Annotated in this window: 17 protein-coding genes; 9 read left to right on the top strand and 8 right to left on the bottom strand. The window is 54.3% G+C overall.

Annotation, left to right across the window (positions count from 1 at the left end; genetic code table 11):
* Window positions 1-5: 5 nt before the first annotated feature.
* The 9 genes from HY913_15155 to HY913_15115 all read left to right on the top strand — a co-directional run bounded on the left by HY913_15155 (window position 6) and on the right by HY913_15115 (window position 14,394).
* A complete protein-coding gene (locus HY913_15155; protein ID MBI4964615.1) occupies window positions 6-1,874 on the top strand; it encodes a response regulator in 1,869 nt (622 codons plus the stop codon).
* Complete coding sequence (locus HY913_15150) at window positions 1,864-2,406, top strand: purine-binding chemotaxis protein CheW (protein ID MBI4964614.1); 543 nt, start codon at window positions 1,864-1,866, stop codon at window positions 2,404-2,406. The genes HY913_15155 and HY913_15150 overlap by 11 nt, the downstream gene beginning before the upstream one ends.
* 121 nt (window positions 2,407-2,527) lie before the next feature.
* Window positions 2,528-4,942 (top strand): methyl-accepting chemotaxis protein, encoded by a 2,415-nt coding sequence (locus HY913_15145; protein MBI4964613.1) that lies wholly within the window; start codon window positions 2,528-2,530, stop codon window positions 4,940-4,942.
* Window positions 4,943-5,215: 273 nt separating this feature from the next.
* Entirely contained in the window at window positions 5,216-5,572 is a 357-nt protein-coding gene (locus HY913_15140) for a response regulator (GenBank protein ID MBI4964612.1), read from the top strand.
* Between the two features lie 6 nt (window positions 5,573-5,578).
* Window positions 5,579-6,313 (top strand): HAMP domain-containing protein, encoded by a 735-nt coding sequence (locus HY913_15135; protein ID MBI4964611.1) that lies wholly within the window; start codon window positions 5,579-5,581, stop codon window positions 6,311-6,313.
* Window positions 6,314-6,404: 91 nt separating this feature from the next.
* Entirely contained in the window at window positions 6,405-9,902 is a 3,498-nt protein-coding gene (locus HY913_15130) for a chemotaxis protein CheW (GenBank protein ID MBI4964610.1), read from the top strand.
* A gap of 15 nt (window positions 9,903-9,917) precedes the next feature.
* Window positions 9,918-10,691 carry a ParA family protein gene (locus HY913_15125; protein ID MBI4964609.1) on the top strand — a complete coding sequence of 258 codons (774 nt, stop codon included), beginning with the start codon at window positions 9,918-9,920 and terminating at the stop codon, window positions 10,689-10,691.
* A 71-nt stretch (window positions 10,692-10,762) separates the two neighbouring features.
* Complete coding sequence (locus HY913_15120; protein MBI4964608.1) at window positions 10,763-11,839, top strand: response regulator; 1,077 nt, start codon at window positions 10,763-10,765, stop codon at window positions 11,837-11,839.
* Between the two features lie 374 nt (window positions 11,840-12,213).
* The gene (locus HY913_15115; GenBank protein ID MBI4964607.1) at window positions 12,214-14,394 is read left to right on the top strand and encodes a response regulator; all 2,181 of its coding nucleotides are present in this window, start codon (window positions 12,214-12,216) and stop codon (window positions 14,392-14,394) included.
* A gap of 120 nt (window positions 14,395-14,514) precedes the next feature.
* Here HY913_15115 and HY913_15110 read toward each other — a convergent pair whose 3' ends face one another.
* The 8 genes from HY913_15110 to HY913_15075 all read right to left on the bottom strand — a co-directional run bounded on the left by HY913_15110 (window position 14,515) and on the right by HY913_15075 (window position 25,894).
* On the bottom strand, window positions 14,515-15,615 hold the full coding sequence (locus tag HY913_15110) for a glycosyltransferase (GenBank protein ID MBI4964606.1): 1,101 nt from the start codon (window positions 15,613-15,615) through the stop codon (window positions 14,515-14,517).
* Between the two features lie 407 nt (window positions 15,616-16,022).
* Complete coding sequence (locus HY913_15105; GenBank protein MBI4964605.1) at window positions 16,023-17,777, bottom strand: hypothetical protein; 1,755 nt, start codon at window positions 17,775-17,777, stop codon at window positions 16,023-16,025.
* A 151-nt stretch (window positions 17,778-17,928) separates the two neighbouring features.
* Window positions 17,929-19,263, bottom strand: coding sequence for a radical SAM protein (locus tag HY913_15100; protein ID MBI4964604.1), 1,335 nt, complete (start codon window positions 19,261-19,263; stop codon window positions 17,929-17,931).
* 215 nt (window positions 19,264-19,478) lie between these two features.
* On the bottom strand, window positions 19,479-20,216 hold the full coding sequence (gene phoU / locus HY913_15095) for a phosphate signaling complex protein PhoU (GenBank protein MBI4964603.1): 738 nt from the start codon (window positions 20,214-20,216) through the stop codon (window positions 19,479-19,481).
* 320 nt (window positions 20,217-20,536) lie between these two features.
* Window positions 20,537-21,196 (bottom strand): ankyrin repeat domain-containing protein, encoded by a 660-nt coding sequence (locus tag HY913_15090; protein ID MBI4964602.1) that lies wholly within the window; start codon window positions 21,194-21,196, stop codon window positions 20,537-20,539.
* A gap of 211 nt (window positions 21,197-21,407) precedes the next feature.
* Window positions 21,408-24,149 (bottom strand): vitamin B12-dependent ribonucleotide reductase, encoded by a 2,742-nt coding sequence (locus HY913_15085; protein MBI4964601.1) that lies wholly within the window; start codon window positions 24,147-24,149, stop codon window positions 21,408-21,410.
* 360 nt (window positions 24,150-24,509) lie between these two features.
* Entirely contained in the window at window positions 24,510-24,917 is a 408-nt protein-coding gene (locus HY913_15080) for a hypothetical protein (protein MBI4964600.1), read from the bottom strand.
* Window positions 24,918-25,405: 488 nt separating this feature from the next.
* The gene (locus HY913_15075; GenBank protein MBI4964599.1) at window positions 25,406-25,894 is read right to left on the bottom strand and encodes a cytidine deaminase; all 489 of its coding nucleotides are present in this window, start codon (window positions 25,892-25,894) and stop codon (window positions 25,406-25,408) included.
* Window positions 25,895-26,023: the final 129 nt, after the last annotated feature.

Below are 26,023 nucleotides of genomic sequence, written 5' to 3'. Positions count from 1 at the left end.
CAAGCTTGTCCGAAAAAAAGATTCTCATTGTTGAGACCGAACCCATAATCGGCGAATACATTGCAGATTCCTTTGCAGCCGTAGACGCCGGATATCATGTTCTGCACGCTTATTCGGTACCGGAGGCCCTTCAGAAAATAGGACGTAATGATGTGGATCTCGTCTTCGCCGATCACCAAGGGGGCGCAGGAATAGACGGGATTAAGCTCCTTCAGGGCATCCGCAAAATGGACATGGCTGTCCGAGTGGTCCTTGAGGCTGAAGACTACCTGGAACGAGACCGAATCCCTGCATTGTCACTTGGCTGCAGCAGCTTTCTTGTCAAACCGGTTTCTTACGAGAAGTTGGAGGAACTGCTTTTCAATATGCTCCAGTCGCAGCAGGGGTTCACCGGCAGAGTGGTGAAACTGCGCTTGGAAGATGTCATCCAGATGTTCTGCTACAGAAAGGACAGCACGCTTCTTACCATCTTTAACGGCCAAACCGAGGGTCGCATTTATATCCACGATGGCGGAATAATTCATGTGGAATGCGATTCATTGGACGGTGTGGAAGCGTTTTACGAAATCATCGGATGGGAGGGTGGCGAGTTTCTCTCTCAGATTGTGCTCCAGGTGCCGCCCCAGACCGTCTTCATCGACTGGCAGAGCCTTCTGATGGAAGGCATGCGCCAGAAGGACGAAATCCGTCACGCCCTGGCTCCTGCCCCCGAGGATGGAACGGGACGTCGCGCCGGTCGAAAAAGGCGGGCCGGCGCTGTTCGTGAGCCGGCCCCATCGGCGGTCCAGCAGCCGGACAAGAGAATAATGATCGTTGACGATTCTCGCTTCATACGAAAAATCGTTCAGGAGATTATTGAATCCGATTCCTCCCTTCAGGTGGCCGGCTATGCTACCAACGGACAAGAGGCCCTGGCCCGGATAGACGAATTGAAGCCCGATCTAATCCTTCTCGACTGGGACATGCCCGTTATGAAGGGGAGCACCACGCTGATGCACATAATGATCAGGAGCCCTTGTCCAGTGGTTATCCTCAGCGGGTTCGTCGGAGGCGTTGGAGCGAATCCTTTCGACTTGTTGTGTCTCGGAGGGGTGGATTTTCTGAGAAAGCCGCAAAATAATTGGCGCCTTGACGGAAGGGCAGATGATCTGGTTCGGCGGGTCAAGGAAGCATGCCGGATCAAATTCGACAGGATTCGACGGGTAAGGATACCGCCCCAAATCCAGCACGCGCAGGGAGTGGAACCACACCACGGTGCGCCTAAATTCTTGGTGGTATTTGTGTCTTCCACAGGAGGATGCACTGACCTTATCCGTCTTATTCCTTCTCTGCCCGAGAATCTGTCGGCGGCAATGGTGATCTTGCACGACATGCAAACAGAAGCGATAGGGGCATTTGTCGATTATCTGGATAGAAGGAGCCAGGTGAAGGTCCAGGGTTTGGAGCCGGGGACTCCTCTGGCCTCGGGCGTATGTTACATGCACCCCGCGTCGGTCCCCGCAGAACTCCTTCGGGAGCGAGACAGTATTTCGGTGAAGACTTTGAGCGATCAGCCTGCCCTATCCGCTGTGGACCATTTTCTTGTCTCGGCTTCCGAAGTGATGGGGCGCAATATTCTTGCCGGCCTTCTGTCAGGCGGAGAAAGCTGGGGTTCCGAAGGGTTGAAAGCCGTCAAGAAGGCACAGGGTATCACATTGGTCCAGGACCCGCTTTCCAGCACCGACCCCCGAATGGCAGAGAGGGCACTCCGGGCTGGTATTGTGGACTTCAAATGCGCAGCTGACAATATGGCCGGGACGATCAAAAACCTAATCAGGGCTGCGGCGAAAGCCGAGACTGCGCCCTCCAGACAGGAGAGTTTCCATGAACGCTAGGGAACACATAAGAAAAGCTACTCCCGAGAGCGAAGAGTCTGTTCAGATGATAAGTTTCTCCATAGGTTCAGAACACTTCGGGGTAAGAATCCTGGTGGTTCAGGAGATCATCATGATGTCCAACATCACCGAGATTCCCAACGCGCCCGATTTTGTGGAGGGAGTCATAAACCTGAGGGGAAACATCATCCCGGTCCTGGACCTGAGAAAGCGGCTGCGATTGAGGAATCAGCCTCACGTGGATGGGCACAAGCCAGGCACTCGAATTCTGGTGGTGGAGATCGAGGCAAATGTGACGGGGTTCATCGTAGACTCGGTGGCCAAAGTCATCACGGTTCCTGCTTCAAAGATCTCGCCGCCTCCGGACATCATCGTTGCAGGAGTTCAAAGTCAGTACATCAGCGGGGTGGTTCATCTTGACGAAACCATCCTCATCGTCCTGGATTTCAAGAAAATTCTCTCTATCGAGGAAAAGGAGGCCCTGGATCATGTCGCAGGGGTACTCCCCGCGGCAGCCGAAGGCGCGGCCTGATAAACCGGCGGAGACCGCGTGTTGAGAGCAGCGGTACCTTGCCGGTCGTGAGTTGAAAGTAGCCTTACCGGCTACCTCGTTGATCAAGAATCACAAATCTCATTCCCAGGAGGGAAAGGAAATGAGTATCTTTAAGAAGCTCCGTCTGGGAGGAAGCCTCAGAAACAAACTCTTGTTTTGGTTCCTCCTAATCACTCTTATCCCGATGGGTATTTCCGCTGGTTTGGGCCTTTATACGATCACCACGGAAGCGGAAAACTCAGCCTTTCGTGAAACCGCGAGGCTCGCCGATTCAGTGGGTCAGACTCTCAACGTGTTCATGAATGAGAGGGTGAACGACGTTAGGGCCTGGGCAGACCTCCGTCTGGTCAAAGAGGCCCTGGAAGTTGCCGAGGTGCGAGAGGATGCCTCCGAAACGCTGCGTGAGATCGTGAAACTTTACGGATCGTACGAAGCGATTTTTCTCCAGGACTCGAAAGGGATCTGCGTGGCCTCGAGTTGGCCCGCCCTGGTCGGAAACGATTTCTCGGCACAGGCGGCCTTTAAGGGCGCCAAGGCCGGGAAACTCACTCTGATCGATACTGAACCGTCTCCACTGGTGGAAAAGATTGATCCGGCCTCAAAGGGATGGAGTCTCTCCATCTCGGAGCCCGTTAAAGTGGGGGGCAATGTAACGGGTGTTATTACCGCTTACGTGAAGTGGAGCGTCGTTCAGGGTATTCTTGATGCGATCCCGGTTGGTACGACCGGCTATGTATGGGTTACCAACAACAAGCCGACGTTGATACTTCATCCGGGCAGGCACCTGTACGGGGAGGCTGTTGCCGGTTCTGTGATTAATTTGCCGCAATTGTCTGAAAGGATAAAGAAAAAACAGCCAAACCTTCGCTACTTCTTTAAGAACGTCAAGACCGGGAAACTAGATGACAAGATTGTCAGCATGGCTTACCCGGGCGCGTACGGGTCTTTCCCCGGCTTGGGATGGGTAGTTGGCGCCGGGGCCGATGTCAATGAGCTGATGGGATACGTCAATGTCATCATTCGGGACAACACGATCGTTGGCGCTGTTATGGTCGTCCTTGTCGTTTTGCTTTCTATCGGAGTTGCTGCAAGGATCGCCCGTCCCATTAAGAACCTGGCGGGAACGATGTCCCAGGTTGGCGAAAACCTGGACCTGACCCTTCGATCACCGGTTACAACCTATGACGAAACGGGCCGAGCGGCTGAAACGTTTAATGCCCTTCTCGAAAGGCTCCAGGAGTCTTTCTCCACGGTTTTGGAAGCGGTCGGAAGGGTGCGTGAATCGTCGCTGACGGTTAACGAGGTTACGCAGAATATCGTGGTTAACGCCACCGCGCAGGCCGAACGCGCACGAAACGTGTTGGAAAGGGTTTTGGCAATGGGTGAAACCGCTCAAGAGGTTGCGACCAATGCCACAGATACCCACAAATCAGCTAGCGTGACAGCGGAGTCACTCCAGGGTATGGCAACCGAAATCGAAGGAGTTGCAAAGAGCGCCGGAGAGCAGGATGCCCAAAGTCGAGAGGGTGAAACCATTGTCGACGCGATGGGCGCCACGGCTCGTGAGGTTGCAGGAAAGGCCGGTGAGCAGTTCACAGCGGCCCAGGAAACAACCGAGGCCGTTAACCGTATGGCTCGACTTATCGAAGAGATGGCCCAGAGCGCCGGTGAAGCGGCTCGGCAGTCGGAGCTGACCGACCGTTTCGCGCGTGAAGGTGGCGCGGCTGTTGAGAAGGTGGTGCAAGGTATGAGGGGCATCGCTGACTCTTCCGAGCAGATCAACGACATCATGGTCGTTATTTCGTCCATTGCCGAGCAAACCAACCTTCTGGCTCTTAATGCGGCTATTGAAGCTGCTCGAGCAGGGGAGCACGGCAAAGGGTTCGCGGTCGTTGCCGACGAAGTTAGGAAACTAGCTGAAAGAACAGCCGAGTCTACCAACGAAATCGCAGACCTTATCAAAGCAAGTAACAAGAGGGTCGAGGAAGGAGAGCGACTGTCTGCGACTAGCCGCGATGCTCTGATGCAAATTCAGGAAGCCGTGGCCAGAACCAACAGTCTCATAGCCGGCATTTCCGAGGCCACCTTGCGCCAGACGGAGGACGCGGCAGGCGTCCAGAAGTCCATGGAACGCCTGACAGCCCTTGCGCAGGACATTCTCGGACTAACGGGCGAGCAGGGCAAGCGCCGTGAGAGAGCTGCCAGCATCATGTCGGAGATTCGAACCCTGAGCCGGAGCATTCTGGAGAAATCAGGAGCCGAAGTGGAAACCTCGTCGGCGGTTAGCCAGGAAATGGCTGAAGTTACGGCCCGTGCGGAAAACATCACCAGGCTCACGAGCTTGCAGACGGAAAGGTCCGCTGTGCTGCGACAGATCATGGCAGAAATGTCCGAGGTTGCCAGCACGAACGCGCGCGGCGCTGCCAATGCGTCTCAAACAACTCAGGATCTTGCCAAAGTCGCGGATGAGTTGGGCCAATTGGTCGAGCAATTCAGGATCTCGCGAGAGATGTGAGATAGGCTCTAAGGCTGTGTAAGACTAACGTTCAGCGAGATGATGGGGTCCGTATTCTCTGCGTAGGGGCGACATCCCGCGATGACGCGGGATCGCCCTTGGGCGAGGCATGCCTCGCCCCTACAAAGGGATCCGACGCAACGCTATCCCGCTGAAGGGTTACGGGTTACCAAAGTGATCACGAGCGTGGCGCCACGCGGCTGACAAACGGCCGCGGCGGGCACTGGGGCGTTGCGTTTGTCACGATAATCGTATGTCAATGTGAGGTGTGTTATGGGCTTGCGGGTCCTAGTTGTCGATGACTCCGGCTTCATGCGCAAAAGAATTATCGAAGAGTTGCGGTCCAAGGGGCACTCCGTTATCGGGGAAGCAAAAGGCGGAAATGAAGCCGTAGAGATGTACAAAGCTCTCAAGCCCGACCTTGTTACCATGGACATCACCATGAGGGACAAAGACGGAATTACGGCTGCCAAGGAGATCCTGAGTGAAGACCCTCAGGCCAGAATCCTGTTCATTACCATACTGACGGACGAGAAGTACAAAGCCGAAGCGGAAAAGTTGGGCGCCAAGGGCTTCATAAACAAGACGGACCACCTATCCATCTCCAAGATCATTGAGGAAATGGAATAGGCAGCCATGAAAGCAATAGACCCCCAATCAAGGTCAACCAGAGTAGTCCCGGTGTCTGAACGCCAGGCGCCGGTGAAAACCAAACGACTTCCGGTCCTCCAAACCCCGTGGTGGACTCGGAAACTGGTCGCGATCTTTTCCCTCCTCGCTTTGATTGCCATCGCCGCCAACGCCGTAATCCTGGCGGAAGTCAGCGACGAAATAGCCAGGAAGAATAGTTTTTATGCAACACAATCCGCGGTGGACCGACAAAGTGAGGCACCACGCGATATGGCCGCGCTTTATGCGTACCGAAATCACATGATTGTTCTCCTGGGTATCACGATCGCATGCTTCGGAGCCATCATTTATCTATTCGTTAAGAAGGTGGCCGTGCCGCTCAACACAGTGGCTTATGCGGCAAAAGAAATCTCGCGGGGGAACCTTACGGTTACGGTTCCTTCGCGGCGGCGGCACGAAGTCGGGGACTTGGGACAACTTGTCAATGAAGTGGCGGCAAACTTTCAGGAGATCCTCTTACTAACAGGCACTACCGTAGGAAATGCCAACTGCGCGCTCCAACGCTTGGAAGACCTTTTGAAAAGCCAGAGTGGATTGGATTGTGCACCGGGATTGGATGAGCAGATCCGGGCCATAAAGCGAGATCTCGAAACGCTGGGCACCGTCGTGAAAAATTTTGAATTCTATGAAACTCGTTTCGACGGCTACAAGGTGACCCCGCGCACCGGGGAAGAGGGATAGAATCAGATAGAAGGAAGTGCGACGCACCACACCAGCCCTTCATGAATAAGGTTCAAACGCGTGGGCTAGGTCCGATCGAAAGGGAGCGAAGATGATTGATACTGAAATTCTTCAGGATTACAGCAGCGAGGCTCGAGAACTCCTCGACGAGATGGACCACAGCCTGCTTCGCCTCGAAAAGGAAGGCCGCAGCCCTGAGATCTTGAACAACATCTTTCGGGCGGTCCACTGCATAAAAGGGTCGGCGGAATATATAGGACTGGAGCGTTCAAGCACTCTGACACACGGCGTGGAAAACCTCCTGGACCGCCTTCGCGAAGGGCTCATTACGCTCGATGCACGAATTGTCGACTTCTTGTTTCGGGTCAAGGACATGATCGCCACCCTGATTCACGAAGTCTCGGAGTCCCACAAGGAAAAGACGGAAATTTCGGCCCTGATGGTGGAACTTGAAGGATTCCTGCAACCCACAGGATCCCCTCCCGAAGCCCCGCCCGGGACCGAAAGCGTGGAACGCACTACTGAAACGCTACCAGGCCAAGAACCGCCCTCGGACTCCCAGGCCCCTCCATCGGATGTCACAGAGGAGTTAGGCGGCGGTTCTGCTGTTCCTGCGGAAGATGCCCCGGACCAACCTTATGTTCAGGTTGCTTCCGAACTCGACGGCCACCCGGATTACAGCGCCGTCTCTCAAGAAGGCAGCGAGGATTTCGCCGGCCAGGCGGTTTCCGAAAATTCGTCGCCGGCAGGGCAGTCCGCATCGAGCGGGGAAGAAATACTTGGCGAACAATCCGCCTCTACATCGGAATTGTCCGGCGAGAAGGAGTCCACGGCTGAACACGTAGCGACGCTTGAACAAACCGTTCCCCACATTTTGAACATCTCGTTGTACCTCGACGACCTTCAGGACGGTTTAAATCCTCAGGAAATAATCACGCCGATCTCTGAGGCTCTCCAAAACCTGATCGATACCATGCGGCTCCTGGGGCGACCAAAGGCCGTTGATCTGCTTCAGACGTTGGAAAAGCAGATTGGCTCGATTCGCTCGGATCAGGAGCTGCTTTCGGTGGAGGAAGTCAACAAGCTGCGCGGGCTGCTTCATTCATTGAAAGAACATTATCCGGAGGAGGTATTCCCTCTATCGTCCGGAATGATGCCTGAGGCTGACATCGCCCCTCCTGAAAACCCCATTCCCACGGGCGTTCAAGAGGACTTGCCACTGGTACGGGAATTGGCAGACGTTCCGGAGGCGGACGAGACGGCAATAAGGGCCTTGGTCAGATTCGGCTTTTCTTCGAGGGCACAACTGGCGCGAGCTGATCTTAAAAGTTTACGAAACATTCCCGAGATTTCTCCTTCACTTGCTGAAGCAATATTGAGAGCGGTCGGGGTGGTGCCTGAGCCGACCACGACTCGTCGGATTTTTCCCAAGGGCGGTGAGCGGTCGATGCTGGCCGATGTGGACGATGAACTGCTCCAGGAATTCGAAGGGATCTTCGCGGACGGTAATCCTCTTGAAATCAGCGGCTTGGCTCGTCCAAGGTCGGATGTGGCTGATATGCTGGGAGAGCTTGATACGTTGGGCCAGGACGCAGATCGCGAGATAATGGAGATCTTTTTGGCCTATGGATGGGAGATAGTGGACAAGCTTCGGCAGGTGGCAGGACGAATCAAACCCGGCTCGGTCGAGCGCAGCGACCTTGAGACCTGCGCCGATCTCATTAAATCCATCCGATCCTCTTCCTCTTACATGGATTTCCAGAGCCTGGCAGCCTTCTTGGACGAATGGTACGACGAGACCACCGCCGCTGTAGAAAACGCGGAATCGCTTACCGCGGCGGATTTGCGCTTTATGGAAGCTAATCGCACACGATTTGAGGACTTTTTGGCAGGCCTGGACGGTGTGCTAAGTCCAGAGGCCGCAGCAAATGGCGCGGGAGCGGGCCCGGAAGACGTAACCCTCGCTATGAGCACGTCGGAATACCTTCCGACGCTTGATGTAGACCAAGCGGAAGTTCCTCCGGCCTCGGCATCGCAGGTAGGCCCATCCGAGTTTTCCGACGAACTCCTTCGGCCTGTGGAACCAACACGCACCGCCGATAGGGCACCGCAGCGCGGCAGCGTCCCAACCGAGGAATCCACAACCGAGCGAATTCAAAGAGAGGCTGCTCCGGAGCCGTCCCCTGTTCCCACAGGGGAATTGGCGCCTCCCCCTATGCTAGGCGACCGCGTCGCGGGAGAAATGGCTGTTCCGAGGGACCTCTCCCAGGAAGGCGCCATGGTGAGGACCATGCGCGTAGACTCAGGGAAGGTAGACGTGCTCCTCAATCAGGTCGGAGAGCTGGTTGTAAACAGATCATACGTGGAGCAGCTTTCTCTGGACTTGAAAACCTTCCATCGGGACCTGTTGAACGTGACGGAACTCGGGAAAAAAGACTTGCAAACGATTAAGGACTTCTCTTTGAAAGTTGGGGAGGCAAGTCTGTCGCTGGGGAGAATAGCTAATGACATCCAGGAAGGTGTCATGAAGCTTCGCATGCTGCCGATAGGCCAACTGTTTAATAGAATGCCCCGACTCATAAGAGACCTGTCACGGAGAGTCGGCAAGGTAGTGGCTCTCGAGGTTCGCGGGGGCGACACCGAGGTGGACAAGAGGGTGATTGAACAGATCTACAACCCGCTGGTACACCTGATTCGCAACGCTGTCGATCATGGTATCGAAGACAAGGCTATCCGAAAACAGTCAGGGAAGAAGGAAGAAGGGACGATCTCTCTGAGTGCGTATTCTCAGGGGAATCAGGTGGTCATCGACGTCGAAGATGACGGAGCCGGGATCAACAGCAAAGCGATCCTGGAGAAAGCGGTCGAAAGTCGCCTAATTGAGGCTCAGGATACGAAAGGCCTCACTCCCCAAGACCTTCAAAACTTCTTGTTTATCCCCGGTTTTAGTACGAGCAAAAGGGTGACGCGGACATCGGGTCGTGGCGTCGGCATGGATGTGGTCAAGAAAGACGTGGAAAAGATTAACGGCCACGTAGAGATCGAGTCCGAAGAGGGACAGGGCACCCGAATATCCATAAGGATACCCTTGACCCTCGCGATCATCCAAACGCTGCTCATTCGTGTCGACAAACACGTTTTTGCCATTCCTCTCACGTCCGTAAGAGAGATCCTTCAAGTTTCCCCTAGCGATATTACGACCATAGAAGGCTTCGAGGTCATCAAATTCCGCGATGAGACGATTCCGATTTTGAGGGTCGATCAGGTTTTCAACCTGAAAGACTACGATAAAAACAAGCAGCCCAGATTCCTGGTTCTCGCGATGTTTGGTATGAAAACGGTCGGTCTCCTGGTGGAGGAACTAATCGGCGAGCAGGACGTGGTCATAAAGCCCCTGGCGGAACATGTTTGCGAGAGCAGAGGCCTTGCAGGCTCGACCATTCTCGGAGACGGGACCATAGCACTGGTTCTCGACGTGACAGAGATGGTCGAAGATATTATAAATAGGCAGAGGCAGCTTGCAGCCTCGGGCGCCCGATTCTTTCAACCCAGTCGTCTGGCCGCTTTGAACAATCACGCGGACCTCTAAAAGGAACAAGAAAATATGGGCCAGGTCATAGCAATAGTCAGCCAGAAAGGTGGTGTCGGCAAAACAGCCACAGCGGTCAATTTGGGGGCCTGCCTTTCAGCAATAAAGAAGAAGGTCCTGCTGGTCGGACTGGATCCCCAGTGCGGCCTCACCAAATGCTTCGGCCTGGAGTCATCGGACGTACAGACAGGACTGCTCGATGCCTTACGGGACGGTAGCTCGCCCAGCGATCTTGTCTTCCAGACACATCCGCGGCTACCCCGCCTGGAAGTCCTTCCCGAAAACATTCGGTCAGTGGGAGATGAAATCCTGTATTTCGAGTTGCTGCAGAAAGACATGGGGCGCTTGAGCCGTGTTCTGACGGCGCTGAAGTCCAATTACGATTATGTTTTTCTTGATTGCCCTCCGAGGCTGGACAATCCGACCTACGCTGCTCTTGCAACTGCTGATTCGTACCTGATGCCGGTGCAATGCGAGTATGCCTCCCTGGGCACGGTCGGCCGAGTGCTCAGAGCAGCACTGGAAGTGAAAAGGAAACACAATACCAAACTGACTATTTTCGGCTTCCTCATCACCATGGCTGACAAAAGGGCTCGCTTTACAGTGAAGGTGGTTCAGGAAGTCAGACAATACCTCAAAGACAGGGTCTTCAGAACGATCATCCCAAGAGATCCCCGGTTGGCCGAAGTCCCCGATCGGCGGGAGCCTATAATCGCATATGACATTCAATCTCCAGGCGCAAAGGCCTATGTACAGTTGGCCCGGGAGATACTGGGCGGGCTGCGCTGAGGCATTCCGGCCCATCTAGTTGTGCACCCGCCGCCCATTGAGATCTACAGTTGTTCCAAGGTACATGATGAATGAGTGGTAATTCTGAAAACAATAAAATCAAGGTCCTGGTGGTGGACGATTCGGCTCTGATGTCCAGGCAAATCGCTGCTATCCTGAATGAAGACAATCAGATCGAGGTGGTAGGCCAGGCGAAGGACGGCATAGAAGCCATGCGCATGGTGGAGACGCTCAAGCCGGACGTGATTACCCTGGACGTAGAGATGCCGAAAATGAGCGGTATAACGGCTCTGAAACATATCATGGTCAAGCACGGCGTACCCACAGTGATGATCAGCGCTCTTACGAAAGAGGGCGCGAGGACCACCTTCGACGCTCTCCGGTACGGAGCAATTGACGTTATTGCAAAACCCTCCCGCAGGGACGACGAGAGCTTGGACAAGCAAAAGGCCGACATAATCGCAAAGGTGAGAAGAGCTGCAGCCATTAGGACAGGCAGATCCAAATACATCAGAGTAAGCGCGCCTCCTCCGCTTCGGAAGACGAGTCCCGTCGGCGTTGATTCCTCCTGGCCTTTTATCGGAGTGGGCGCGGGCACTGGAGGCTATTACTCCCTGCTTCGAATTGTCCCCGCGCTTCAGGCGGACTTCCGGGGCACACTAGTAGCGGTTGTTCTGGTCCCGGCACGTTATATAGAGCCATTTGTGTCGTATCTCGATAGTCACAGCGTTGTACGAGTCAAAGGTGTCAAAGAAGTTACCGTTCCGGAGCCGGGGGTCTGTTATGTGTGCTCGGGCGAAAGCGGAGTTGTCCTGGAAAGGAACGGCGACGGAACTACGGCATTGATGCCGGGCAGACACGCGGCGCCCCCGAACAATGGCCCTATAGATGGCATGCTGACCTCATTGGCCGCCATGGGCGAGCGGGCCATCGGCATTGTGATGACGGGAGCAGGCAGAGACGGGGCCGAGGGAATAGCGGAAATCCGGAGCGCCGGGGGGACGGGCGTTGTTCAAGATATAAACAATGCGATGGACCCATCTATGCCTTTAGCCGTTCTGGAGAAAGGCGCGGTGGAAAAAATCCTTCCGGACTACCTGATGGCCGAATTCATCATGAAGATCGGCACCTCGGAGACCGTGAGCTAACAGCAGGTTATGCCTTGCCGAAGCCCTTGCCCTGTCCAGCACACGAAATCGTCTGAACGAGTGCAGGGACCTACAGAGGCCCCTCTTCGGCATTTCTCTAAAGATCTTTCCCAATGGCACGTTCCCGTTGTGCCGGCGAATCCCGGATCTCAGGCCTGGACAGGAGCCGGGACCGGTCACTTCGGCGGAAGCCGGGGCCCGGGAGGACCCGCTTCCCGACTTTTGTCCGGGCGGCGCGTGGATTCCAGCTTTTGCTCGAATGACGCGAATTCACAATCGGAAAGTTCTTTCGAGAATAGCTGAAGAGAGCCTTTTGACCGGATGGTCGTCGTTCAGACGCGGCTTAGAATACTAGTTGTTAAGACGGGTGGACCATGAGCAGCCCTGAGGAGATTCTGATAGTCGAAGACAGCTCCATGCAGGCGAAACGCCTCAAGCGCTTGCTGGAACAAAACGGGTACCAGGTCAGGGTAGCTTACAATGGGCGAGAGGGCCTTGAGGCGGCTATTGAATGCAAGCCGTCTCTTGTCGTGAGCGACATTATGATGCCGGTCATGGACGGTTATGAAATGTGTCGCTTGATGAAGAACGATCCGCGTCTGAAGCACATTCCGATCATTCTATTGACCTCCCTTTCCAATCCGCAGGATGTTTTTTCCGGGCTGGAGTCCGGCGCGGACAGCTATGTTTGCAAGCCGTACGATGGCCGGGTCCTCCTTGCTCGTATACGGCACGGGCTTACATTTTCACATTCAGAGCAGAGCGAAAGTGATGGCCAGGATCTGGAAGTATTCGTTGGCGACAAACGTTACGTCATATCCTCGAACCGTCGCCAAATATTGAACCTCCTTCTTTCCACTTACGAAGATGCTGTCGAACAAAATCGAATCTTGCGCGAGATGCGGACCAAGTTGGTCATGGTCAACGAGACCCTTGAAAAACTGGTTTCGGAGAGAACCGAGGCCCTTCAGAAGGAAATCCTGGAGCGGCAACGTATTGAAGAGTCCTTGGCTTCGGAAAAAGAGCGCCTGTCCGTTACCCTCCGTTCCATTGCTGACGGCGTTATAACGACCAACACCGAAGGACAGATAATATTGATGAACCCAGCCGCGGAAAACCTTACAGGCTGGCCGCAAGAAGAAGCTATGGGCAAGTCGCTCACCACGGTTTTCAATCTCATAAAAACGAAAACCAGGGACGGGGGCCAAATAGTCGTCGAGAATATTCTCAAGACCGGGGGGGTGTTTGGTTTTGACGACCAGACAAGTCTCATTCCCCGAGGCGGCGTCGAGAGGATAGTTGCAGTGAGTGGCACGCCCCTTTTCGATCCCATGAACAGAATTATCGGCGTGGTCTTGGTGTTTCGAGACATCACCGACAGCAAGAGGATGGAAGAGGAACTGGTCAAAGCCCAGAAGCTTGAGTCACTAGGGGTTTTGGCAGGAGGAATCGCTCACGACTTCAACAACCTACTTACAGCGATCCTGGGAAATATCAGCCTGGCCAAAGTGCACTGCCAACGAGAGGAAAAGGTCCTTCAACGATTGGGCGAGGCCGAAAAGGCTTCATTAAGAGCTAAAGACTTGACCCACCAGTTGCTGACTTTTTCCAAGGGGGGGGCTCCGGTCAAGAGAACGTCCTCGATTCCTGATTTGCTCCGAGAGTCCGTGTGGTTCGCCCTGAGCGGTTCCAATGTGCGGTGCGATCTCTCAATTCCGGGCGATCTTTGGGCCGTGGAAGTGGACGAGGGCCAGATTAGCCAGGTCATCCACAATCTCATCATCAACGCGGACCAAGCGATGCCGCATGGCGGCGTCATCAAGGTGTATGCCGAGAACACCACTATAGATCCTGAACACCCGTTAGCCGCGCCATTGACGGCCCAGAGGTATGTCCGATTGTCGGTTGAAGACGAAGGGGTCGGAATTCCGCAGGAAAATATCAGTAAGGTGTTTGATCCTTATTTCACAACCAAGCAAAAGGGCAGTGGGTTGGGTCTCGCAAGTTGCTACTCGATCCTCAAGAATCATAGCGGTTTTATAACAGTTGATTCCGAAGTGGGGAAAGGGTCTACTTTCCACGTTTACTTACCGGCTGCCGCAACAAAGAAGGCAGCGCCGCGGCACATTCAGGACGGCCCTATCAATGGGAAAGGCTTGGTGCTCGTCATGGACGACGAGGAGGTCCTGCGAAACTTCGTGGCGGAACTCCTGAATTATCTAGGATATGATGTGCAGCTCGCCTCCAACGGATTGGAGACCCTCGATCTTTACATCAAAGCCAAGAAGGCCGGCCGGCCTGTCGATTGCGTCCTCATGGATCTCACAATTCCCGGCGCAATGGGAGGCAAGGAGGCAATCCAGAAATTGCTTGAAATTGATCCGGATGTTACTGCGATAGTGTCAAGCGGTTATTCTGACGATCCTGTGATGGCGGATTACGAAAGATACGGCTTTCGCGGGGTTGTGGCAAAACCGTACGACGCAACCCAGCTTAGCGAAGTACTCCACAAGGTAATTAAAAACCGCGACGAGAGTCTTCCCCCGCCTAACTGACCGACAAGCAATACTATATATACTTTTTCGTTTTGAGAAAATGAGACCATAAGTGGCAAATCTGTGTGAACCTTTTGGTTGGAATGGCCTCTGGGTCCTTTTCTTTTCAGTCGCATGCGATCAGAGCTTCAAAATCCCGGAGCGATAAATAAGATCAAGAACCACGTGTCGCAGGAGATACCCGCGAATCATCCAGAGGGCCTCCTCAGAAGTTACCGGTCGCCCGTGGCAACGCTCGCGCAGCCTGGCAACCTCAGGTTCTCCCCAAGCCCTCCTGGCTGCGGTAGTCTTCTGGCTCTCATGGACCCGAAAGGCTCCCAGAAACCGAGGTACCCGGACGAACTTGGCTCCTGCTTTTATGAATCTGAGTACAAGATCCCAGTCCATGGCATATTTAAAGGTTATATCCAGCGATCCCCCTATCTTCTCCCATATTCTGCGTCTCCAGAACAATGTCTCTTGCGGAAGGTAATCAACCCATCGGAGCACCTCACTATCGTGCCGAGGCAATACCCACCTCCCGATCTCTCGGTCTTGATCATCGATTAGGACACGATGGCCGTAAATCACATCCACTTCCGGATGCTCGTCGAAGAATCTGACCACATAGTTCAAGCACCCTGGTAGAAGCAGGTCGTCGGCATTCAAATAGGCCATTATTTCACCGGTCGTTTTTTTGAAGCCCAGATTAATTGCATGAGCTTGGCCGTCGTCAGGAGCAGATTCCCAGGTAAGGGCGTGATGAGAGAACCCCTCCAGTAGCTCCTTTGTTCCATCTGTTGAAGCGCCATCCCGGATCACATATTCCAGACGCGAGTATTCCTGGTTCAGAACACTTCCAATGGTACGCGCCAAGAACTGGGCTTGGTTCAAACTTGGAGTCACTATCGATATGGGTGGATGTGATTCGGGAGGCTCCGTCTGGTAGTAATGTTGAGGCAGTACTAGCTGTATAGGCTCGTGTTGCTTCAGGGCTCCCAACTTCGGCCGAAAAAGCATTGTCAGGGCATGGTTCCCTCGTTTTCGGAGCATTGTGCGGTATACGGCCAAAACCCAACTGCGAAGAGCAACGCGACCTCCCCTTTCTCCCGTCATCTCTTCCAGCCTCAATTCAGCCTGATTGAGGAGTCTCAGCCTTTCATCGCATTCCCGCTTCAGTAATCGGATCTGCTCTTCTTTGGCTTCAAGTTCTCGTATGAAAGGCTCAAGGCTGGTTTTCAAACTTTGGTCCCATTCCGAAGCAGTCCGACAAATCTCCGGATAGAAACTGAAATAGGAAAGTGAATCATATGGTTTCAAGACGACTTTATGCTACAGTTTTGCCATGTTGGCGGTCTTTAGGCCGATGACCCATCGAACGATGGTTACCAAGCCCCGAAAGGCCCCGTCCCTTCCCACAAGGCCCGACGTAGAAAAAACCGTCGTGATGTTGCCTGAAAAGCCTGTATATTCCTGTCTCTGAGCGTACCACTCTGCAGGTCATCGAATCAAGCAAAATGTTCTCGGCGGCGCTCAGCCGAACAGTATTGGAAACGTGTTCCGCTGATACAAGTTGGCAATAACTGCTGCCAACAGTTTCTTCGCCTGATTCGGGGTTCTCTATACGATGCATAGGTGCCGTTGGAGAATTACTCGGCTGTCTCCGATGGCCGGACGTATACTCTGTACCCTCGACCCTCAACAGAGGAAGTGCTCACAAGGCAAACTAGCTCCTGTCTCGCCCATTGCTCAATGTCTCCGCTCAAGGGAGTCACGGTATGGTTGAAGGGATAGTGCTCGTTCAACCCGAAGCGCTTGGACGCATCCCCCAAGAGGAGGACGTCTGTCTGCTTTAGCTGCCTGAACACTGCGTCCCTGTCCACTGCAAGAATCCTATTTCCCAAAAGGGGAGTCATGCGAATAAGAACGCCCCGCCTCTCGAATTGGACAACCGATATGGCTGGAGCAGACATTGTGTCACTGATCATGTTCACTGAAAATAATGGTCTGTGCTTCCAGCCTGCGGTTTCAACGTATTGGCCGATGGTATCGTATACCTTCGTCAACTGAGCAATCTCCGCTCGCCGGCTGTGAAACGGCCCGTGTCCAGTAAGATGAGAGATGTAGTTCCATGACCCGAAGGCCATGCTAACAGCGGCAAGCATGGCACATGCCCGAGGGGACACAAGGGTACCCTTGGCCCGGGAGTTCGTTCCCCCGCCAATGCTCAAGATTCCCAAGAGCACGATCAGCGCCACCGGAACTCCAACAATGCCACCCACCACCTGAGATTTTGAAATATCGAGCGTCAGAACGATAAGAGGAGTGACAATCGTTGCCACAAGAAAGGGAAACACGGAAATGCGACTGAGAGGATCGCTGCTCGCAACGGCAGGTTCGTTGCGAAGGGTCCTGCGGAAGATATACACTGCGCACAGAAGAGCCAAGGACAGCAGTCCGAAGCATGGGCCAAGATGATCAGACAGAATGGATTTTGGATAATATGTGAGGTGGCCGGTCAAGTCACGGATTTGGAGTTCGGCAGCACGTATATATTTCTCCGGACCTGCGAGATGACGCACCCCATAGTAATTCCATATCTCCTTTCTTGCCATATACAGGAAAGGAGCCGTGGTTACCGCGGCAATAGCCAAGCATAGCACGCCCCGCGTGATCTTCCCCAAGACTTCCTTGCGTTCCCGTGGTTCGAGAAGAAGACGGACAGGCATTAGGCTTATGAGCACCGTGGTGACCAGTACCACCCCCACTATGTACGGAAATGTTACAAATCGCGTTAGGATCAGCCAGGCTGCAACCAGCCCGGCAATGATCGTCCATTTGGCGTCTGAGAAAACGCCGGATCTCAAGACCACGAGAATCCAGATTCCATAGAGACAATACGCTGAGAAGTCGGTTCGGAAGTCGAAAAGCCCTCCCGCCCAGAAGAATGCCGAAATCTGACTTAACAGCAGCCCCACTCCGACAAACCCGAACCAGATGTTCCCGGTCAGCCATCGAAGGGTATAAATGAGACACGCTTGAAGGACTCCAAAGAGGATGAAGTTCACGCATAGGCAAGCCGTCCTCGTGGCTCCGAAGACAAGGCATAGGAAGAAACCCTGCACCGGAAACAACATCCCTTGAGGCGATGGGGCTTTCAGGTACTTCATCCAGGCCCCTATTCCACTACCTACGAAGTCCGTATACAGATCGTAGGTACGAAAGAGATAGTACGCCTGATCGTGGTTGTTAGGATAGGCCCAGATAACTTCTCTCTCGGCGTACCCCATGAAGAAGAGGAATTCCAGAAGCAGCAATACCCCGAAGAGGACGTAGGCAAGCGTGTTGTTTGAAAGGCTGTTCCATCGCCGGACGGCCTCAACACTGAAGGTCGGACCTGACATTATCCTTCTGTTCATCTCTAATCGCACATGCCAGCCGCCTCGTCATAACACCGCTAGTAATTACGTCGTCGCCCATGCTCTTCCCTGGACGGCTTTCGGTCAGGTGCACGAGGTTTCTCGAGTGGATCGCCGAATCCTGCGAATCGCCCTCCTATGTCACTCGGCCGTCGCAAAAGTTGCATTCCTGACATTCCTCCGGGTAATCCCCGGACAAAACTCGATTCCTGAACGTCCTGTACTCGGGCGAGTTCCAAATATCAAAAAGCGGCTTATAGCGAATGTTGCCAAAGATCTTAACAGGCCACGGAGAGCCTTCGGGTTCCATTCGCAGGCAAGGAACCACCTCTCCTGATAGCCACACATTCACCCCTTGCATGAAAACGCATCGCTTGTCATCGGCGCTACGGATCAAAGGGGCCACTACCCGGATCCCGTACCGTTCGCCGAGTTCGCGCGCTTCGTTCAAAAGAGCCTCAAGTTTCTCCTCGTCCCACGTGTGGATTTCTCCGGTTTTCATGTCCCTCATGTGTATAAACGCGACTGCGTCTATACCCAGGCTATGCACAAGCTTCATATAGGAAGGAATTTCCTCTAGGTTATTTGGATGCGTGACAAAGTTGGCAGAGAACCAGAGGCGTTTTCGCCCGGATTTACGCCCGTACTCGATTGCGTAAGCCAGGTTCCGGGTTACTACGTCAAAGTCGGCCCCTGGGCGCAAATCTTCATATACGCCCTTGCTCGCGCCGTCGAGCGATACAACCAGGGAATTGAGGCCCAGGTCAATCAGTTTGCGAGATGCCTCGGGGGTTAGGAGCATGCCGTTGGTCGTCGTGGCAAGTACTGATTCCGAAGGTATTCGCCGCTTGAATTCAGCGGCAATCTTAAAGATATCAGGGTTCAGGAGCGGCTCACCCAGGCCTTGGAGTCCTGCGTACACGTAGTGCGGGGCAGCCTCCAGGAGAGGAGCGAGCACATCCTCCGACACGTCGGCGTTCTCAAGACGGGCCGAGTTTTGCCGCGCGCACATGGGGCATTTAAGGTTGCACCGCTGGGTCAAGGGTATCATGATGCACTCGAGCGGCAAGTCCATCCCAGGCTGCCAGAATAGTACATCCCAGGTCTTCGATTCCCTTTGTACGGAAGTCCTCCCGGCATGTTCCTGCAGGGAAACATGGAAGGAGCAGTACCCACGGGGCTCCAACCGACCTTTCCATGCCCTCTGGAAGCCCCGCCCCCCGGAATATCCTTCTCGATGCAGCCGACCATCCCGGAACAGGAGCCCGATTCGCTCCTGCTTTATTGTGTGAAGAGCGATATCCCAGTATCCAAGGTGCCGCTCAGGATGGGAGGGAGCGTACGTGGTATACAAATCGAACCGCACAAAGTGCTTTCGAGAATCCACCAGTTCCTTATCCCTTAATCTCAGAACAATCCGCGCTTCCGCGCCGAATTTCATGGGCATATCCAGGTCAATACGTGGTCTCATAGCAAACCCCAATGATCTTGAATTATGCGACGGTCTTGCCATTCCGGGGGTGTCTATCGGCGCAGCCCGACTTCGCTTCGGAGATCGGCCAGGGCTGGCCTAACCGAATTTCACCTCCTGTCCGGTCATTGGTATGAGGTCAAGGACTCTCGCCGACTGCGTGGTGGGGACTCCGAGCAAACATTTGCAACCCCTATGATACGTGTCGAGTCCGGCTACGTATCGGAAGGGGATTCCGGCCCGCCACACTGAGTGGCCATGCCCCAGCCTGTCGACTCAGCCAGGGTTTTTTTGCCGTGGCGCACGATTTCCCCTGTGACCATGTATATGACTTCTTCTGCTATGTTTGTAGCCAGATCGGCAATTCGTTCCAGATGTCGAGACACTAGAAAGAGATGTGTAAGAGGCTGGATCGATCCAGATTCTTCCTTGACTCTGTCCTCGAACTCTTTGTGGAGGGTGTGTTTCATTCGATCTACTTCGTCGTCCTCTGCCAGAACTTCATATGCTGATTCGACACTCATGTTGACGAATGCGTCGAGGCTTGTTCTGAGCATGGATTGTGTTTTGCGGGCCATCACGAAGTAATCCTTGGGGACCTCTATTCTGGCCGCGCTGCTGAGGTGTACCGCGGTTTCGGCGATGTTGACCGCCAAATCGCCCGCTCTTTCCAAATCTTTGTTGATTTTAAGCACGGCAATAATGTGGCGCAGGTCCACGGCCACAGGCTGATGCAACGCGAGGATCTCCAGGCACTCCTCCTCCAGATCGACTTCTTCGCGATCGATTTCCACGTCACCGTCAATGACGCCGGCAGCCAAGTCCGCGTCCCTCGCCTCGATTGCTCTTACCGCAAGCTGGACCCCTTCCTCCACCTGGGCCCCAACGGAGACGAGCCGACTATTCAATTTTTCTATTTTTCTCCTGAGCCTGAGCCGCACATTGGTTCGCATTTTCCACTCCCGGGTTGGCTGATCGACGCCGAACCATGCAAGTTGTTATCGTCCCGCAATCTGTTCTGCAAACTGAATGGTGAAGGTAGTATGGGGGTCATTGGAGTTACGGTTGCGCGTTCGATGAGAATCGATCCCGGCCTAAGGTCCTAGTGGTTTTTCTTGGCAACAACTGTGCCAAAATCCGACAGAAAGAGGTGGGCCGCATCTAAATGGGATCACAGGCAACAGACGCCATGTGCTAGCGCGGGCATGAAGGCCCCGTGCCCGCTGTTTCTTTACAACCTGTAAAGCTTCTGCGCAGAAAGAGCGCCACTAACCTAGTTGGCTCCACGAGCCTTAAGGAATTCCACAACCGCAGCGTGCCCACGGGTCGAAGCAAGGCTTAACGCCGTGTTGCCTTCGTTATCTTTCGCGTTGATGTCCGCGCCCTTGGCCAGTAATTGCTCGATGACTTCCTTGTTTCCTTCAAAAGCGGCCACGATCAACGGAGTGGCTCCGTTCCTGTTCTCTTTGACGTTGACATTGGATCCCTTATCCAGCAGCATCTTAACCAAGTCTGATCTTCCTTCGAACGCGGCCCCGAACAGAGCTGAGACCCCGTCTTTGTTGACCGCGTTTACGTCAGCCCCTTTTTCCAGAAGCAGCTTCACCAGTTCGGAGTGCCCGGCGAAGCACGCCCCGATCAATGCGGTGTCTCCTTCTTCATTTTTCGCGTTTACGTCAGCCCCTTTAGCCATCAACGCCTTCACGATTTCCAGGTCGCCTTCCACCGAGGCCTCCATGAGTGGAGTGAATCCCTCTGCGTCCTTGGCATTGACGTTGGCCCCTTTGGCCAGCAACTGTTCCACCTTTTTTTGATCTCCAGCCCTGACGGCATTCAGGAGATCTTCTTCCAACGGGGCGGCTAGAGCCGCGCCCGAAAGGGAGCTTATCAGCAAGACGAACATGACTATCGATCGACCAATCAACCTGTTCATGACAGCTTCCTCCTGATAATCTCGCAGCCGCGAGCGTTTCCTCAGAAAGACCTCCACCGCAATTCTCCCTCTTGCGCTGGACTTAATGTCACAGCCCCTTCATGCCGTAACACAAAGGGACAATAGCCTCAAATCACGGCATTTTATTTGTGATCTTAGGAAGGGCATTGTATCTGAAAATGGACGCGGGGCAAACCTTTTATTGACGGGGCTATGAACAACCGCTGGTGGCGCCGCAGTTAAGGCAGTTGTAACAGGAGCCGTTTCTTACCATAATTGCACCACAATCGGGACAGGCAGGCGCGTCGGACTGCGGATTGAACGCGTGCCCACTCGTTCCGACCCGTCGCAATGGTTCCGCCGGAGTTGGGGCCGATCCGGACCCTTCGAGAAGCTGGTGGTTTGGCGTGCCGGACGGAAGCAGGCCCGCGGCCTCCTGCTGCTCCTTGTTCAGAAAACGGATGCCCAGGTATCGGAAAATGTAGTCCGTGAGCGACTTTGCCATCGGTATGTCCGGGTTGGAGGTGAAGCCGGAGGGTTCAAACCGTACGTGGATGAATTTGTTGACAAGGGCTTCGAGCGGCACACCGTACTGCAAAGAAATGGAGGTTAAGGTCGCGATGGTGTCCATGAGTCCCGAGATGGTGCTCCCCTCCTTAGCCATTCGGATAAAGATTTCTCCCACGGAGCCGTCGTCGTAAAATCCCGTGTGAATATACCCCTTTTGGCCGGCAACCTCGAATTTGTGACGAACGGTCGTGCAGTCCACCGGGAGGCGCCGACGAACGGGCTGCGCAGCCTTAACCGCCTCCTTGGCCCCCAGACCCAGGGGTTGAATGGCCTTGCATCCGTCTCTGTATACGGCGATAGCCTTCAAGCCAAGTCTCCACGCAAGCCGAAAAACCTCTTCGATTTGTTCAACCGTCACGTCATTGGGCAGATTCACCGTCTTGGAAATCGCACCGGATATGAAGGGCTGTATTGCTGCCATCATTCTTATGTGCCCCTCGGGTGAAATGCACCGCTTGCCGCTAATCGGCCTGAAGGCACAATCGAACACGGGCAAATGTTCGTGAAGGACCTCCCGAATACCCTCGATGGTACCTGTTTCCTCAATCTTTGCCAGAATGTCCTGAACCACCACCGGCGGATACCCCAGCCGCTCGAGCGCCCTGGCTACCGTTCTGTTAACTATTTTCAGGTGGCCGCCCCCGGAAAGAGTTTTGTATTTTATGAGGGCCAGCTCAGGTTCCACGCCCGTGGTGTCGCAATCGAGCATGAATGCTACCGTACCCGTCGGTGCCAGCACTGTGACCTGACAGTTGGCGAAACCATGCTCTTTCCCCATTTCCAGGGCCTTGTCCCATATGCCGACGATTTCGGCCACCATCTGTTCCGGCACGTCCAAAGGTCTAATCTGAAGGGCCTTTTCTCGATGTGCCTTTATTACGCCCAGCATTGCGGTTCGATTCTTCTTGAACTCGCTAAACGAGCCTCTCGTTGCCGCGATCCTGGCGGATTGCAGGTAGGCCTCGCCGGACATCAAGGCCGTGACGGTTGCGGCCCAGGCACGGGCTTCATCGGAATCGTACGCAAGACCCAGAGACATAACAAGGGCCCCCAGGTCCGCGTAACCAAGACCGAGGGCCCGCATATTGTGCGAGTTCGTGGCAATGGCCGGGGTAGGATATGAAGCCTTGTCCACCAGTATGTCCTGGGCCGTTATCATGATGTCCACCGCATGGCGGAAGGCATCCACCCTAAACAAATCACTGGGGTCCAAGAAGGCGGTCAACTTGAGAGAGGCCAGGTTGCAGGCGGAATCATCCACGTGCATATATTCCGAACAAGGATTGGAGGCGCGAATCGGAGCTGTTTCGGGACAGGTGTGCCAGCGGTTGATGGTTGTATCGAACTGAATGCCGGGGTCACCGCAGGTGTGGGCAGCCTGGGCTATTTCGCGCAACAGGTCCCGAGCGCGGTACGTGCCGGCCGTTTCCCCGGAAAGTATGAACCTTGTCTTCCACTCCCCGTCATCCTTCTCGGCTTTCATGAATTCGTCGGTGACACGGACTGAGTGGTTTGCATTCTGGAACGCGACCGTGGCATAGGCCTCTCCTTCCAGGGACCCGTCGTAGCCTGCACGGATCAGAGCTTGAGCCTTCTTCTCTTCGGTGGCTTTGCTTCGGATAAAATCGAGAATATCCGGGTGATCTGCGTTCAGTATGACCATCTTGGCCGCGCGGCGGGTCTTGCCCCCTGATTTTATTACTCCCGCGGACGCGTCGGCAGCTTTCATGAAAGAGATAGGTCCGGACGCGGTACCTCCCCCGCTGAGCTGTTCACGCGCGGACCTGAGCCTGGAGACGTTTACTCCTGAACCGGACCCCCCCTTGAAGATAATGCCCTCCTGGGTGTACCACCGGAGGATCGAATCCATTGTGTCATCCAAGCTCAGAATGAAGCACGCGGAGCATTGCGGCGAGGCCTCGATCCCCACGTTAAACCATACGGGACTGTTAAAAGACGCCTTTTGGAAAACCAAAAGGTAGATCAATTCATCTCGGAATATGTTCGAGTCGTCATCGGAAGCAAAGTAACCCTGTTCACGACCCCAATTAACGATGGTGTCCGCAACGCGCAGAATAAGACCACGAATGCTTGTTTCTCTTTCAGGGTTGCCGGCTCTGCCGCGGAAATACCTGGAGACCACGACATTTACCGCCATGTCCGACCAAAATGCCGGGGCCTCAACACCCGTTTGCTCGAAAATGACCTCTCCCTTGTCGTTGCGGATGATCGCCGAGCGCCGCTCCCACTCGACCATTTCCATGGGGTCGCGGCCGGCCACGGAAAAGAGCCTGTGAAATTTCAGGCCTTGAGCCGTGACCTCTACTGTTGAGGGGAGATCGTGGCGTCGCCGCTCCCTTATGGATGGAATTCGTTCAGCCATTGAAGTTCTCCGGGGCTACAGTCGCTCTGTCGGGACGCTATTCCCTGCCGGCAACTTTTCATGCTTTTCAGTCACGACGTATGACTGAGTTTGCATCATCAAATCCGACCGGGATCTGCCGGGGTGTGCCGGCCGATACACCTATCCCATCATTATCATACAATAATTTAGTAGGTTAATCAATGAAAAGCAAGATAGTGGGTCGGTTTGAGTTTTTCCATCTCTAGCGAAGACAGCTCTTTTCGTCACCCCGTTGAAAAACGGGATCCATCCCGCGTTCCTCGCGGGACTGGATTCCGGCTTCCGCCTTAATTACGGAAACGGCTGTGCGTCCTAGCGTGGCACCCTTTAGATCAAGATTTAGTAAGCGCGACCGGCATAGACCGACCCGGCCGCGTAAGGGAAAGGCCTGGAAGGCCTGGTGAGACGTCTCAGGTTCAGTTGCCTGCACCTCGGGCAAGCACTGAAATGGTACGACGAGACAAAGCCGCAGATCGCGCATTTGTAGGTTACACTGGACTCTGGTAGTTCTGCAAAAGGTATGTGGGACGCGTCTTTCCCGTGCCTTAATTCAATTCGCCGTACCATGTCATCCTTATTTAGGAACCCGCCGTAAAACAGCCTGCAATAGATTTTTCCCAACTGTTTCCAGGTGATTTTATATTTCATCAGCAGCTCTTCGTCATGCAGGTCGCCCATGATGTCCCCAAGGATTTCAGCCACTTTGAATAGTCTCGTAATTTTCGTCACTTTAACTAATTTTCTCATGGAAGACCCCTGTTAATGTAATACTTTAAGTATATAATAGATCATATTGATTTTTCAAGCAAAAAAAGTGTTAACAAAATAAGCATTCAGTTACCTGGAGGAAATATAGTGATTCTCAAAAGTTTTCGCGGAATGAACCCACAGTGGCGCCTGGGTCAACGGCGGCCAATAGGCCGCCCTACGGGAGATGAGACCAAGCTTGGGAGTACAAATGTAGGGCGGCCTATTGGCCGCCGCAAATTATGGGACGGGTCAAGATGAAGCCACCAGAGGCACACGCCAGCCAATCCGTGATTACTTTCGAAAACAGGTATACGTGGAGGGGGGACTAGCCGCGCTGAGCCGCGAGTACAGTAGGACCTGCAAGATGCCGGTCCTACCAGTCTTCGGCCGCGGTTGACGGTTCACCCTTTCACGCGTAACTGAACGGTTATATGGGGATTTTTGGCCTTCAGGGGGGAAGTGTCACTTCGGCCGTTGCCGAGCGGTCACTCAGCGGTCCAGCGGAAGGATTCCTGGATCTCTTTGACTGAAGTCTCCGGCGGAAACCCGCCTCGGAAGAGTTCATCCAGGCTGGTGATCACTCTGTCGCCCGAACGGCCTTCCGCGATGATCAGGATGTCGCGCCCCTCCTGCCGCGCGAACTCCTGGATATACTGGAGGCACGTTCCACACGGGAGAAGAGGTGAAAAGAGATCAGAGGCCACAGCGACAGCCAGGAAGCTCCGTTCGCCGTGGATTATGGCGTGGTTGACGGCATTGCGCTCCGCGCACACCCCGAGTACGGGGATAAGGCTTTCCGTGTTGCAGCCCTCAAAAATAGTGCCGTTGACAGTGAGGACGGCAGCTCCAACCCGGAAACGGCTCAAAGGGACGGACGCGTTCTCCTTTGCTTTGCGTGCTTTTTGGAGCAGCCTTTCGACGTCCCACTGGCCGGCGTGAGGGTCGCGTGAGAATCCATGATCACTTGAGTGCATGGCGATCCTCGATATCAGTACCCTGTGGGGGCGGTCAAGTACTGTAATGTAACGTGCGTAAGCATTTAGTTACGGGTGGGGAGGGTGGCCTGCCAACAAGGCCGGAAAACCGGTAGGGCCGGCATCTGA

It is taken from the genome of Desulfomonile tiedjei (assembly GCA_016212925.1).
Classification (GTDB): Bacteria; Desulfobacterota; Desulfomonilia; order Desulfomonilales; family Desulfomonilaceae; genus JACRDF01.
The sequence above is the reverse complement of the archived record's forward strand: the minus strand, read 5'-3'. Positions and strand labels throughout refer to the sequence as shown.

Bases quoted from the DNA above. Each gene is read 5' to 3' on its own strand.
- HY913_15080 (MBI4964600.1), bottom strand. From the start codon at position 24,917: ATGAGAAAATTAGTTAAAGTGACGAAAATTACGAGACTATTCAAAGTG.
- HY913_15100 (MBI4964604.1), bottom strand. From the start codon at position 19,263: ATGAGACCACGTATTGACCTGGATATGCCCATGAAATTCGGCGCGGAA.
- HY913_15130 (MBI4964610.1), top strand. From the start codon at position 6,405: ATGATTGATACTGAAATTCTTCAGGATTACAGCAGCGAGGCTCGAGAA.
- HY913_15140 (MBI4964612.1), top strand. From the start codon at position 5,216: ATGGGCTTGCGGGTCCTAGTTGTCGATGACTCCGGCTTCATGCGCAAA.
- HY913_15120 (MBI4964608.1), top strand. From the start codon at position 10,763: ATGAGTGGTAATTCTGAAAACAATAAAATCAAGGTCCTGGTGGTGGAC.
- HY913_15075 (MBI4964599.1), bottom strand. From the start codon at position 25,894: ATGCACTCAAGTGATCATGGATTCTCACGCGACCCTCACGCCGGCCAG.
- phoU (MBI4964603.1), bottom strand. From the start codon at position 20,216: ATGCGAACCAATGTGCGGCTCAGGCTCAGGAGAAAAATAGAAAAATTG.
- HY913_15125 (MBI4964609.1), top strand. From the start codon at position 9,918: ATGGGCCAGGTCATAGCAATAGTCAGCCAGAAAGGTGGTGTCGGCAAA.
- HY913_15135 (MBI4964611.1), top strand. From the start codon at position 5,579: ATGAAAGCAATAGACCCCCAATCAAGGTCAACCAGAGTAGTCCCGGTG.
- HY913_15105 (MBI4964605.1), bottom strand. From the start codon at position 17,777: ATGTCAGGTCCGACCTTCAGTGTTGAGGCCGTCCGGCGATGGAACAGC.
- HY913_15145 (MBI4964613.1), top strand. From the start codon at position 2,528: ATGAGTATCTTTAAGAAGCTCCGTCTGGGAGGAAGCCTCAGAAACAAA.
- HY913_15090 (MBI4964602.1), bottom strand. From the start codon at position 21,196: ATGAACAGGTTGATTGGTCGATCGATAGTCATGTTCGTCTTGCTGATA.
- HY913_15150 (MBI4964614.1), top strand. From the start codon at position 1,864: ATGAACGCTAGGGAACACATAAGAAAAGCTACTCCCGAGAGCGAAGAG.
- HY913_15085 (MBI4964601.1), bottom strand. From the start codon at position 24,149: ATGGCTGAACGAATTCCATCCATAAGGGAGCGGCGACGCCACGATCTC.
- HY913_15115 (MBI4964607.1), top strand. From the start codon at position 12,214: ATGAGCAGCCCTGAGGAGATTCTGATAGTCGAAGACAGCTCCATGCAG.